This is a genomic window from Cupriavidus nantongensis (assembly GCF_001598055.1).
GTDB lineage: Bacteria > Pseudomonadota > Gammaproteobacteria > Burkholderiales > Burkholderiaceae > Cupriavidus > Cupriavidus nantongensis.
Map to the genome: position 1 here is coordinate 233,094 of NZ_CP014844.1, position 11,938 is coordinate 245,031.

The 11,938-nt window shown below is 68.8% G+C and carries 8 protein-coding genes; all 8 read left to right on the forward strand.

All coding sequences use genetic code 11. The features are described from left to right. Positions 1-131 precede the first annotated feature (131 nt). The 8 genes from A2G96_RS01020 (at position 132) to A2G96_RS01055 (ending at position 11,844) form a co-directional block, all read left to right on the forward strand. Positions 132-2,396 (forward strand): TonB-dependent hemoglobin/transferrin/lactoferrin family receptor, encoded by a 2,265-nt coding sequence (locus A2G96_RS01020; RefSeq protein WP_062795963.1) that lies wholly within the window; start codon positions 132-134, stop codon positions 2,394-2,396. Positions 2,397-2,422: 26 nt separating this feature from the next. After that, the gene (gene cobN / locus A2G96_RS01025; protein WP_082818810.1) at positions 2,423-6,418 is read left to right on the forward strand and encodes a cobaltochelatase subunit CobN; all 3,996 of its coding nucleotides are present in this window, start codon (positions 2,423-2,425) and stop codon (positions 6,416-6,418) included. A 119-nt stretch (positions 6,419-6,537) separates the two neighbouring features. Further along, on the forward strand, positions 6,538-7,047 hold the full coding sequence (locus A2G96_RS01030) for a MotA/TolQ/ExbB proton channel family protein (RefSeq protein WP_062795967.1): 510 nt from the start codon (positions 6,538-6,540) through the stop codon (positions 7,045-7,047). Continuing rightward, positions 7,044-7,391, forward strand: coding sequence for a DUF2149 domain-containing protein (locus A2G96_RS01035; protein WP_062795969.1), 348 nt, complete (start codon positions 7,044-7,046; stop codon positions 7,389-7,391). The genes A2G96_RS01030 and A2G96_RS01035 overlap by 4 nt, the downstream gene beginning before the upstream one ends. Before the next feature lie 37 nt (positions 7,392-7,428). Next, positions 7,429-8,253 (forward strand): ChaN family lipoprotein, encoded by an 825-nt coding sequence (locus tag A2G96_RS01040; protein WP_062795971.1) that lies wholly within the window; start codon positions 7,429-7,431, stop codon positions 8,251-8,253. A 348-nt stretch (positions 8,254-8,601) separates the two neighbouring features. Beyond that, positions 8,602-9,570, forward strand: a complete 969-nt coding sequence (locus tag A2G96_RS01045; RefSeq protein WP_062795973.1) for a tripartite tricarboxylate transporter substrate binding protein — start codon at positions 8,602-8,604, stop codon at positions 9,568-9,570. Between the two features lie 257 nt (positions 9,571-9,827). Next, the gene (locus A2G96_RS01050) at positions 9,828-10,301 is read left to right on the forward strand and encodes a tripartite tricarboxylate transporter TctB family protein (RefSeq protein WP_062795975.1); all 474 of its coding nucleotides are present in this window, start codon (positions 9,828-9,830) and stop codon (positions 10,299-10,301) included. Positions 10,302-10,329: 28 nt separating this feature from the next. Further along, a complete protein-coding gene (locus A2G96_RS01055) occupies positions 10,330-11,844 on the forward strand; it encodes a tripartite tricarboxylate transporter permease (RefSeq protein WP_062795977.1) in 1,515 nt (504 codons plus the stop codon). The last annotated feature ends 94 nt before the right edge of the window (positions 11,845-11,938 follow it).

Here is an 11,938-nt window from a genome sequence, read left to right on the forward strand (position 1 = left end):
AATAATTCTCGTTAACTAAAACGAGGCGCCAGTTGCGACGGCATTCCGCCGTCAGGTAGCGCCTCCACGCGAGCCAGCCATCCGCCCCCGTTTCCAGCCAGCCAGCGTCCGATTTCATTTGGGGAAAATCCATGAAACGTCGCTGCCTGGCGCGTCTGCGCGCCACCGTCCGGGTCACGCCTGTTGCCGCCGTGTGCGCGGCGCTGTGCGCGCCTGCCATCGCCAATGCCACTACGCTCGCTGCGCTCAATGAGGTGGTGGTCACCGCCACCCGCACCGAAGAGCGCGCCGATGCGGTGGCGTCGACCATCACCACGCGCGACGCCCGCCAGATCCAACGCGCGCAGCCGGTCGACGAAGCCGGTCTGTTCGCCGACGAGCCCGACATCGACGTGCCGCGCGATCGCCGCCGCTTCGGCGCCGGCAGCATCAATATCCGCGGCATCGAGGACAACCGCGTGCTGCAGATGGTCGATGGCGTGCGGCTGCCGGATTTCTTCAACGGCGGCGGGCCGTCGAATATCTCCAGCTCGACCCGCGATGCGCCGGAGTTCTCGTTCCTGAAGCGGGTCGAAGTGCTGCGCGGGCCGGCGTCGAGCTTGTACGGGTCGGACGCGATCGGCGGCGTGGTGGCGTACGCGACCAAGGATCCGTCGGACCTGATGCAGGGCCGCAAGGTCGGTGGCGAGCTGGGGCTGAACTGGAACGGCATCGACAACGGCTTCGGCCAGAGCGCGGGCGTGGCCGGCGGCAGCGACACGCTGCAGGGCCTGTTCATGTACGCGAACCGCAACGCGCATGAGATGAAGAACATGGGCAGCGACGCTTCCACCTCGGTCAACCGCACCCGGCCCAACCCGCAGGACGTGCGCACGCAGGCGTGGCTGGGCAAGATCCTGCTCAACGCCAGCCCGGCGCACAAGTTCAAATTCACCTACGAGCATCGCGACGGCAACACCGACACCGACCTGCTGCGCCTGTCCACGGCCTTGCCGCGCGTCACCGCTGCCAATGGCAATGAAGACCTGAGCCGCGACCGCGTCAGCCTGGGCTACGAGTGGAAGCCGGCCAGCGGCGTGCTCGACCGCCTCACCGCGCAGGTCTACTACCAGGAGTCCGAGACCACCACGCTGACCAACCAGGTGCGCAGCAACACCAGCACCGGCTGCTCGGCCACCATGCGCGGCACCAGCCTGTGCAACGTCGCGCTGGGCTTTGCCTTCAAGCAGGAGCAGACCGGCTTCAACCTGCAGGGCGACAAGTCGTTCGCCACCGGCGGCGTCGCGCACCGGCTGATCGGCGGCGTCGATTTCATGCGCGTGCGCTCGTCGGAAGCGCGCGACGGCACGGTGCGCAACCTGACCACCGGCACCACCACCAAGACGCTGGCCGGCGAGAATTTCCCGATCCACGACTTCCCCACCGGCGAGACGCGCCAGACCGGCCTGTTCGCGCAGGACGAAATGCGCTTCTTCGACGGTCGCTTCACGCTGACGCCGGGCCTGCGCTTCGACCATTACTCGCTGTCCCCCGACGGCGATGACCTGGTCTACAACAATGCCGGCGGCCGCCCGGCGGTCAGCAAGAGCGATTCGCACCTGTCGCCCAAGCTGTCGGCGCTGTGGCAGGCGAGCGACCGCGTCAACCTGTGGGCGCAGTATGTATTCGGCTACCGCGCGCCCAACTACCAGGAAGTCAACGGCAGCTTCCGCAACCCGGTGCAGGGCTATGGTGCCGCGCCCAACGCCAACCTGGACCCGGAGAAGAGCCGCTCGTTCGAGATCGGCGCGCGCTATACCGGCGACAACGTGCAGACCAGCGTGGCGCTGTTCGACAACCGCTACCGCGACTTCATCGAACAGGTGCAGCTGACCTGCCCGTCCGACCCCGCCTGCCTGCCCGGCCTGCGCGCGACCTACCAGCACCGCAACCAGACCAGCGTGCGCATCTATGGCGCCGAGTGGCGCGGCGTATGGCGCTTCCTGCCGCAATGGCGCATCGACGGCGCGGTGGCGTACGCGCATGGCAACAACGAGCAGACCGGCCAGCCGCTCAACAGCGTCTCGCCGCTGCGCGCCAGCGCCGGGCTGACGTGGGAGCGCGTGCAAGGACAAGGTGCCGCGATCCGCTGGCGCGGCGCGCGCCCGGTGACGCGCACCGACGATTCGTCGTTCACCTACTTCAAGCCCGCCGGCTACGGCGTGGTCGACCTGCAGGCGTGGTGGCGCTTCAATCGCCATGTCAGCCTGGCGCTGTCGGTCAACAACCTGTTCGACAAGAAGTACTGGCTGTGGGGCGACGTGCGCCAGACCGGCGTCTCGGCGGCCGAGCCCGGCGTGGATTTCTACTCGCAGCCGGGCCGCACTTTTGCCGCCAGCCTGAAGCTGTCGTTCTGAGTCACGCTGGCTCGAGGAGGTACCGCATGTCCCCACAAACCATAACTTCGCGCTTGCTCTGGGCGCTGCTGTGCCTGCTGCTGTGGACGGGCGCGGCGCAGGCTGCCGCGCCGCGCATCGCCATCCTGACCAGCTCGCCGGTGCCGGCGGGCAAGTTCGGCCCGCTGCGCGAACTGGCGCAGGCCCAGGGCATGACGCTGGAGGCGCAGTACCTGGAGCGCATGCCGGCGCAGCAGGTCGCCCCGTTTATCCACAACGCCGACCTGCTGATCGTCGATGCGCCGCGCGACCATATCGTGACCGCGATGCTGCAGCGCCTCGGCCCGCTGTGGAGCGAGGCGCGCGTGCCGCGCGTGCTGATCGCCACCGACCGCCATGAGGCGCACGGTGTCGACGACAAGCTCGCCGCCCAACTGCAGGCGTACTACGTCAACGGCGGCCGCGGCAACTTCGGCGCGATGATGCGCACGATCGCGGCCCGCCAGTTCCACCTGCGCAGCGACGACGGCATCCCCGCGCCCGTGGTGTTCCCGAAGGCTGCCTACTACCACCCCAGGCTCGCCGGCGTGATCACCACCTCGCCGCAGGAAGCGCTGGCCGTCTCCGGCAGCAGCGGCCCGGTGATCGGCATCGCCATCCACCAGGCCTATGTGTCGGGCCTCGACAGCGCCTTTATCGATGACCTGATCGGCCGCCTCGAAGCGCGCCATGCGCGCGTGCTGACCTTCTACGGCCCGGTGATGGACGCGGACGGCATCACGCGCATGGCGATGCCCGGCGGCAAGCGCCTGGTCGACGTGCTGGTCAACGGCCAGATCATGCTGAACCCGCACGGGCGCAAGGCCGAGTTCGAGCAGCTCGACGTGCCGGTGCTGCAGGTCATGCCTTACCGCAAGGGCGACGCGCAGGCGTGGCAGGACGATCCGCACGGCATCAGCCTGACCGATACACCGTTCTATCTGGTGCAGCCCGAACTGGCCGGCGTGATCGATCCCATGCTGGCTGCCGCCACGGCCAAGGGCGACGGCGCCATCGTCGGCCTGCCGGCGCAGCTCGATGCGGTGGCCGACAAGGCGCTGGCACTGGCGCGGCTGCGCCACCTGCCCAACGCCGACAAGCGCGTGGCGATCCTGTACTACAACTATCCCGCCGGCGAGAAGAACCTGTCGGCGTCGTTCCTGAACCTGCCGAAGAGCCTGGCCAGCACGCTGGCGGCGCTGCGCGCGGCGGGCTACACCACCGAGGCCGCCGACCAAGCGCGGCTGCAGCGCGACCTGGGCGCGCTGCTGGCACCCTTCTATCGCAGCGGCAAGCTCGAACCCTTGCTCGACGCCGGCCTCGCAGTTTGGATGCCGATGTCGCAATACCGCCGCTGGTACGACGTGCAGCCCGCGCCGTTCCGCGCCGCCGTGGCGCAGCGCTGGGGCAGTCCGGAGCAATCGGCGATGGCGACCACGCGCGGCGGCGAGCCCGGCTTCGTGATCCCGCGGCTGCAGCTCGGCAACGTCGCGCTGATGCCGGTGCCGCCGCGCGGCGAGCGCAATGAATCGGACGAGAAGGCGCTGTACCACTCCACCTCCACGCCGCTGAACCACTTCTACATGGCCGCCTACCTGTGGGCGCGCCAGGACCGCGAGGCGCTGGTCCACTACGGTACCCACGGCACGCAGGAATGGACGCCGGGCAAGGAGCGCGGCCTGTCGGTCACCGACCAGCCCTACCTGGTGCTCGGCAACGTGCCGGTGATCTATCCGTATATCGTCGACGACGTCGGCGAAGCGATCCAGGCCAAGCGCCGCGGCCGTGCCGTGATCGTCAGCCACCAGACGCCGCCGTTCCGCCCGGCCGGGCTGCATACCGACCTGGTCGCGCTGCACGACCAGCTGCACGCTTACCTGCAACAGGACCAAGGCGCGGTGAAGGACGCCATCCGCCAGCAGATCCTGGCGCGCAGCGCGTCGATGCATCTGTTCGAGGACATGGGCTGGAGCGCGGCACGGGCGCGCGCGGATTTCGGCGGCTACCTCGATGCGCTGCATATCCACCTGCACGAACTCGGCGGCGCACTGCAGCCCTATGGCCTGCACACCTTCGGCCAGTCGCAGGACCCGGGGCTGCGGCTCTACACGACCATGGCGATGCTCGGCAAGGACTGGCTGCGGCGCGTGTTCCCCGACGAGCCGGAAGAGCTGTTCGCGGTCGACTACGCACAGCTGGCGCAGACGCCGCCCTATGCGATGGTGCGGCGCTACGTGGCCGAGGGCGCGTCGCTGGAGGAACTGGCCGATGCGCGCCAGCGCGAGGACATGCAGCGCGCGCGGCAGCTTTATGCCAGCCTCGACGCAACGCCCGAGAACGCGGGGCTGCTGACCGCGCTGGCCGGCCGCCACCTTCAATCCGGCACCGGCGGCGACCCGGTGCGCAACCCCGACACCTTGCCGACCGGCCGCAACCTGTACGGCTTCGATCCGTCCAAGGTGCCCAGCCGCGAAGCGTGGAAGGCAGGCCAGGCCGCCGCCGAGGCGATGATCGCCGACTGGCGCAAGCGCCATGGCCGCTATCCCGACAAGCTGGCGTTCTCGCTGTGGAGCGTCGAGACCATGCGCCACCAGGGCATGCTCGAAGCGCAGGCGATGGCGGCGCTGGGCGTGCGGCCGAAGTGGGACGACGGCGGCCGCGTGGTCGGGGTCGAGCCGATTTCTGCGGAGGAGCTGGGCCGTCCGCGCGTCGACGTGGTGCTGTCGGCCACCGGTCTGTATCGCGACCATTTCCCCAACCTGATGAAGTGGCTGGCCGAGGCGGTGAAGCTCGCCGCCGCGCAACCGGAAGCCGGCAATGTCGTCGCCGCGAATACCCGCGCCGTCCGTGAACGGCTAAGCCAGCTCAACGTCCCCGCCGAGCGGCTCGACGCGCTCGCGGTGACGCGCATCTTTGCCAGCGAATCGGGCGACTACGGCACCGGCCTTAACGACGCGGCGCTGGCGACCGACACCTTCGGCAGCGGCCGCCAGGCCGATGCCAGGCTGGCCCGGCTGTATCTGGCGCGCATGCAGTACGCCTACGGCCCGGACGAGCAGCACTGGGGCGAGGCGCTGCCGCAGGTCAACCTGTATGCCGAGAACCTCAAGGGCGTCGACGGCGCACTGCTGGCGCGCAGCTCCAACCTGTACGGCCTGCTGACCACCGACGATCCGTTCCAGTACCTCGGCGGCATCGGGCTGGCGGTGCGCCACCTGACCGGCAAGGCGCCGGAGCTGCTGATCTCCAACCTGCGCGATGCCAGCCAGGCACGCACCGAGACCGCCGCCGGCTTCCTTGCCAGCGAGCTGCGCACGCGCTACTTCCATCCCGGCTGGATCGAGGGCATGAAGGCCGAGGGCTACAGCGGCGCGCTGAACGTGCTCGACACCGTCAACAACTTCTGGGGCTGGACCGCGGTCTCGCCCGAGATCGTGCGCGACGACCAGTGGACCGAGTTTGCCGAGGTCTATGTCAACGACAAGCACAAGCTCGGCCTCAACGAGTGGTTCGAACAGAACGCGCCGCAGGCCCAGGCGCAGGTGATCGAACGCATGCTCGAAGCCGCGCGCAAGGGTTACTGGAAGGCCGACAGCAAGCTGCTGCAGACGCTGGCACAGCGCTATCAGGACCTGGCGCAGCGGCACGACATCGTCAGCCACAACCGCGCGTTCAACCAGTATCGCGAGCAGCAGGCGCGGGCCGCCGCGCCGGGCTATGGCTTGCAGCCGCGCGCCGCGGCGCCGCGTCCGGCGCCGGCGCCGCCGAAGGCTGCCGCGCCGGCCCCTGTGCCAGCGCCCGCCCGCGCACCCGCGCCGAACCAGCCGCAGCCCGTGCAAGGCATGGAGCTGGTGGAGCGCAAGTCGCCCGCGGCCGAGATCGTGCCGGTGCTGTCGTGGCTGGCCGGCGGCATCGCGCTGGCGGCCGCGATCGCCGGCGGCGCGCTCAGCGCGCGGCGGCGCTTTGCTGCCGGCAAATCAGAGGCATGGCTGCCGCACCGCTGAGTTTCGTTTTGTCATTCCCGCGAAGGCGGGAATCCAGCGTCTTGAAAAGTCACTGGGTCCCCGCCTTCGCGGGGACGACGAGTAGTTTGATTTGTGTATTCCCAGACGACTGAGACCCCATGACACCCACCCTGCTCGAAACCCTGATGTACGACGTCGGCCAGCTGTTCCTGATCCCGACGCTGGCGCTGATCGCGCTGCTGTTCCTCTACGCCTTCTGGGCGCTCGGCGAATTCGCCATGCAGGCCTGGCTGCGCGCGCGTCATCCTATCGGCAGCGGGCGCGGCTACGTGCTGGTGGCCTGGGCGCGCAAGCACAGGGTGGCCGATGCCGACGCGCTCGACGTCGCCGCGCACCGCCTGCTGGAGCGCCCGCGCATCGCCACGCGGGTGGCGCCGATGCTGGGGCTGGTGGCGACCATGATCCCGATGGGGCCGGCGCTGAAGGGGCTGTCCGGTGGCAACCTGGCCAATGTGGGCGAGAATCTCACCATCGCATTCTCCGCGGTGATCCTGGCGCTGATCGCGGCCAGCATCACCTTCTGGGTGGTCAACGTGCGCCGGCGCTGGCTGGCCGAGGAACTGGTGTGGCTGGCGCAGTCGCGGCCGCAGTGGGAGGTGGACGAATGAAGTTCCTGGAAGAGAGCGAGGCCGACGACCCGATCCTGTCGGTGGTGAACCTGATCGACGTGTTCCTGGTGGTGATCGCCGCGCTGCTGGTGGCGATCGCGCAGAACCCGGCCAACCCGTTCACCCATGATGACGTGACCATCATCAGGAATCCTGGCAAGCCCAACATGGAGATCGTGTCGCGCCAGGGCGAGAAGGTGGTGCGCTACCAGGCCAGCGGCCAGGTCGGCAGCGGCGACGGCATCAAGGCCGGCGTGGCGTACCGGATGCAGGACGGATCGATGGTGTACGTGCCGGAGCAGCCCGCGCCGCAGGCGTCGGTGCCGGCGAATGAAACGAGATAAAGGAAAGCGCGTGATCTCATTCCGCTTGGGTTTCCGCATGTGCGCGGCCGCCACGCTGGCCACGGCCGTTGCTGTACTGGGCGCTGGCTGTGCGACGTCGGGGCCGGCTCCATCGACGGTCAGCGCCGCCTTTGCCGGCAAGCCCTACGTGCTGCTGGGCGAGGTGCACGACAACGCCGCCGGCCAGCAGCAGCGGCTGGCCGCGCTGGCGCGTGCAGTCGAACAAGGCTGGCGTCCGGCCATCGCCATGGAGCAGTTCGACCGCGAGCGCCAGTCCGATATCGACCGGGCCCGGCGCGAGCGCCCGCGCGATGCCGACTACCTGATCGCGCAGGCCGGCGGCGGCGCGTGGCAGTGGCCGCTGTACCGGCCGGTGGTGGCGCTGGCGCTGCAATACGATCTACCGCTGGTCGCCGCCAACCTGTCGCGCGCCGACGCGGGCAAGATCGTGCGCGGCGGGCTGGACGGGCTGTTTTCCGCGGCCGAGCGGCAGCAACTGGGACTGACCGGCGCGTTGCCGCCGGACCTGGTGGCGGCGCAGACCGCGGTGCTCGACCGCGGGCACTGCGGCAATTTCCCCAAGGCGATGCTGCCCGGCATGCTGGCGGCACAGGCCGCGCGCGACGCGGTGATGGCGCAGGCGTTGCGGCCTTATGCCGGGCGTGGCGCGGTGCTGATCGCGGGCAACGGGCATGTGCGGCGCGATGTGGGGGTGCCGCGCTGGCTGGGCGGTGAAGCCGGGCAGGCGCTCAGCATCGGCTATGTGGAAAGCGCGCCGGACAAGGGTGAGTTCGATATGGCAGTGGTGGTGCCGAAGGTCGAGCGCAAGGATCCTTGTCTGCAGGCGAAGCCTGCGGGCTGAGGGGAATTGTCAAGGCCGGAGCCTCAACGAAGTCGCGCCCTCCACATACCCACCTGCCAACATCCACGTAAACCCCAACCCCATCTCCCCGGATTTGACAGCCTTTTGACAGTTTCCCCCGCCTAGAATCCGCCCCAAGGCCGGAAGTTCCGGCCTGACGTTCACCACAAGTCCAAGAACAGTCCCGGCCAGCCTCGCCGCGCCGGACAGGAGACAAGCCCGGTGCCACGCTGCTGCGCGCACCCGGTCCGCATCCCGTCCCGCAAGGCCAGGCGCGCCGGAACCCCCGGGTCGGATCGCGGCAGCCATCGACGGCAAGCGATCACCGGTATTACCAAGGAGACCGCCATGCGCCGTACCTATTTCCGCTTTGCCCATGCCGTGATGGCATCCGCCACCCTCGCCGCCGCTGCCGTGGCCGCGCCCGCGTTCGCGATGGACAACGTCAAGGTCATGATCGGCGCCAACCCCGGCGGCGGCTTCGACCAGACCGGCCGCTCGCTGGGCGCGGCGATGATCGCGGCGGGCCAGGCCAAGGCCGCTTCGTACGACAACAAGGGCGGCGCCGGCGGCACCATCGCGCTGACCCAGTTCGTCAACACCGACAAGGGCAACCCCAATGCGCTGATGGTGGTGGGCGCGGTGATGGTCGGCGCGATCGAGACCAACAAGCCGCCGGTCACGCTGAAGAACGCCACCCCGATCGCGCGCCTGTTCGCCGACACCATGGTCATCACCGTGCCGGCCAGCTCGCCGATCAAGTCGATCAAGGACCTGACCACGCAGCTGAAGGCCAACCCGGGCAGCGTCAGCTGGGGCGGCGGCTCCAAGGGCTCGATCGACCATATCCTGGCCGGCCTGGTCGCCAAGGAAAGCGGCGTTGACCCGAAGAAGGTCAACTACGTGCCGTTCCAGGGCGGCGGCGAAGCCTCGGCCTCGATCATGGGCGGGCACGTGACGGTCGGCATCGCCGGCGTGTCGGAGTTCCTGCCCTTTATCAAGAGCGGCAAGATGCGCGCGCTGGCGGTCACGTCCAAGGACCGCGTCGCCGATATCCCGACGCTGAAGGAGCAAGGCGTCAATGTCGAGATCTACAACTGGCGCGGCGTGTACGGCGCGCCAGGCACGACCCCGGAGCAGCGCAAGGCCATGATCGACGCGGTGGTCAAGGCCACCGAGAGCAAGGCCTGGAAGGACACGCTGCAAAAGAACGACTGGACCCCGTTCCTGCTGACCGGCGACGAGTTCGGCAAGTTCGTCGACAGCGAATCGACCCGCTTGGGCGCGACGCTGCGTGAACTGGGCGTGGCCAAGTAACACACTGCCCGCACGCAGGGCTGCAGTGCCCTGCGTACCGCCTTAACGCACCTTCTCGCAACTTCTCGCTTTACCTGTCGTGCCTGCCGACGCCGCCGGTGATCCCGGCGGCCGGAAACACGGCGCGGGGCCCGGTGTCCACCTGCGATACCGAAGACAACAACATCTGTCGCCGGGCCCCGCCGCCGCGCGGGCAGCATCAGCCAGCGTCGCGCATGCCTGCCTCCGTGGCCGGCGACCATGGCCAAGGAGTCTCCATGAAACCCTCGCACCTCGCTATCGGCATCGCCGTGCTGGCGATCTCGCTGTTCTTCTTCCTCGGGCTGTCCGGCATCACCGGCGACGAGGGCTATGCGGGCCTGTCGCCGCGCTTCGTGCCCACGCTGGTGGCGATCGGCCTGGCGGTGTGCGGCGCGCTGCTGACCTGGCAGGGCGTGCGCGGCGGTTTCCGCAACATGCCGGAAGAGGACGCCGAGCTGCCCAACGCGCCGCACAACTTCGGCGGTTTCGTCTGGGTCGCCGCGGGCCTGGTGCTGAACATGGCGCTGATCGGCACGCTCGGCTTCGTGCTGTCGTCGACGCTGCTGATGGTCTGCGTGGCGCGCGGCTACGGCAGCCGCCGCCTCGTGCGCGACGCCATCATCGGGCTGTGCATCACGGTGCCGATGTGGGCGCTGTTCGAGTTCCTGCTCGGCATCAACCTGCCGCTGCTGCCCATCGCCGGCTTCTGAGCCCGCCCGTCCCGCAAGGAGTCTTCGCATGGATACCCTGAACCAGCTGATGCACGGCTTTGCCGTCGCGATCACGCCGATCAACCTGATGTGGGCCCTGGTCGGCTGCTTCCTTGGCACCGCCATCGGCGTGCTGCCGGGCATCGGCCCGGCGCTGACGGTGGCGATGCTGCTGCCGCTGACCGCCAAGGTCGAGCCCACCGCGGCGCTGATCATGTTTGCCGGCATCTACTACGGCGCGATGTACGGCGGCTCGACCACCTCGATCCTGATGAACACGCCGGGCGAGTCCTCCACCATGGTCACCGCCATGGAGGGCAACCTGATGGCCAAGAACGGGCGCGCCGGCCCGGCGCTGGCGACCGCGGCGATCGGCTCGTTCGTGGCCGGCACCATCGCCACCGTGATGCTGTCGCTGTTCGCGCCGGTGGCCGCCGACGTGGCGCTGCAGTTCGGCCCGGGCGAGTACTTCATGATCATGCTGCTGGCCTTCACCACGGTGTCGGCGGTGCTGGGCTCGTCGCTGCTGCGCGGCATGACCGCGCTGTTCCTGGGACTGGGCATCGGCCTGATCGGCATGGATTCGCTGTCGGGCCAGACGCGCTATTCGATGAACGTGCAGGAGCTGTACGACGGCATCGACATCGTGGTGGTCGCCGTGGGCCTGTTCGCGGTGGGCGAGGCGCTGTTCAACGCGTTCTTCCCGCAGCCGCCCAGCACCTACAACAAGCTCAGCTCGACCCATATGAACCGGTCGGACTGGAAGCGCTCGCTGCCGGCATGGATCCGCGGCACTTTCATCGGCTTCCCGTTCGGCCTGATCCCGGCGGGCGGCGCCGAGATCCCGACCTTCCTGTCGTACGCAACCGAGAAGAAGCTGTCGGACCACAAGGAAGAGTTCGGCAAGGTCGGCGCGATCGAAGGGGTGGCCGGCCCCGAGGCCGCCAACAACTCGGCCGTGACCGCGACCCTGGCGCCGCTGCTGACGCTGGGCATCCCCACCTCCAACACCACCGCGATCCTGCTGGCCGCGTTCCAGAACTACAACCTGCAGCCGGGCCCGATGCTGTTCCAGACCTCGGGCGACCTGGTGTGGGGCCTGCTGGCGTCGCTGTATATCGGCAACGTGATGCTGCTGGTGCTGAACCTGCCGGCGATCGGCCTGTGGGTGCGCATGCTGCGCGTGCCGACGCCGCTGCTGTACGGCGGCATCCTGATCTTCGCCGGCCTGGGCGCGTACGGCATCCGCCAGTCGTGGTTCGACCTGCTGCTGCTGTTCGTGATCGGCCTGCTCGGCATGGTGATGCGCCGCTTCGACTTCCCCACCGCGCCGGTGATCGTCGGCATGATCCTCGGGCCGATGGCGGAGAAGCAGCTGCGCAACGCGCTGTCGATCGGCCAGGGCGACTGGAGCCTGTTCCTGCGCCAGCCGATCTCGGCCTCGATCCTGGCGCTGACGGTGGCGGTGGTGGTGATTCCGCGCCTGCTGCGCTGGCACGCCGGACGCGGTACCGCGCATGCGCAGGCTGACAACGCCGCGTGATCCGCGTTAGCATGCGGTAGTCTCTCGGAGGCCCGGCGCCATGGCGTGCGGGCCTCTTGCTTTGCTCCGCCCCAACCTTGCAAAACAACAAGCG

What these genes read in the sequence shown, in the direction of transcription:
- A2G96_RS01020 (WP_062795963.1), top strand. Translation starts at nt 132, where the DNA reads ATGAAACGTCGCTGCCTGGCGCGTCTGCGCGCCACCGTCCGGGTCACG.
- cobN (WP_082818810.1), top strand. Translation starts at nt 2,423, where the DNA reads ATGTCCCCACAAACCATAACTTCGCGCTTGCTCTGGGCGCTGCTGTGC.
- A2G96_RS01030 (WP_062795967.1), top strand. Translation starts at nt 6,538, where the DNA reads ATGACACCCACCCTGCTCGAAACCCTGATGTACGACGTCGGCCAGCTG.
- A2G96_RS01035 (WP_062795969.1), top strand. Translation starts at nt 7,044, where the DNA reads ATGAAGTTCCTGGAAGAGAGCGAGGCCGACGACCCGATCCTGTCGGTG.
- A2G96_RS01040 (WP_062795971.1), top strand. Translation starts at nt 7,429, where the DNA reads ATGTGCGCGGCCGCCACGCTGGCCACGGCCGTTGCTGTACTGGGCGCT.
- A2G96_RS01045 (WP_062795973.1), top strand. Translation starts at nt 8,602, where the DNA reads ATGCGCCGTACCTATTTCCGCTTTGCCCATGCCGTGATGGCATCCGCC.
- A2G96_RS01050 (WP_062795975.1), top strand. Translation starts at nt 9,828, where the DNA reads ATGAAACCCTCGCACCTCGCTATCGGCATCGCCGTGCTGGCGATCTCG.
- A2G96_RS01055 (WP_062795977.1), top strand. Translation starts at nt 10,330, where the DNA reads ATGGATACCCTGAACCAGCTGATGCACGGCTTTGCCGTCGCGATCACG.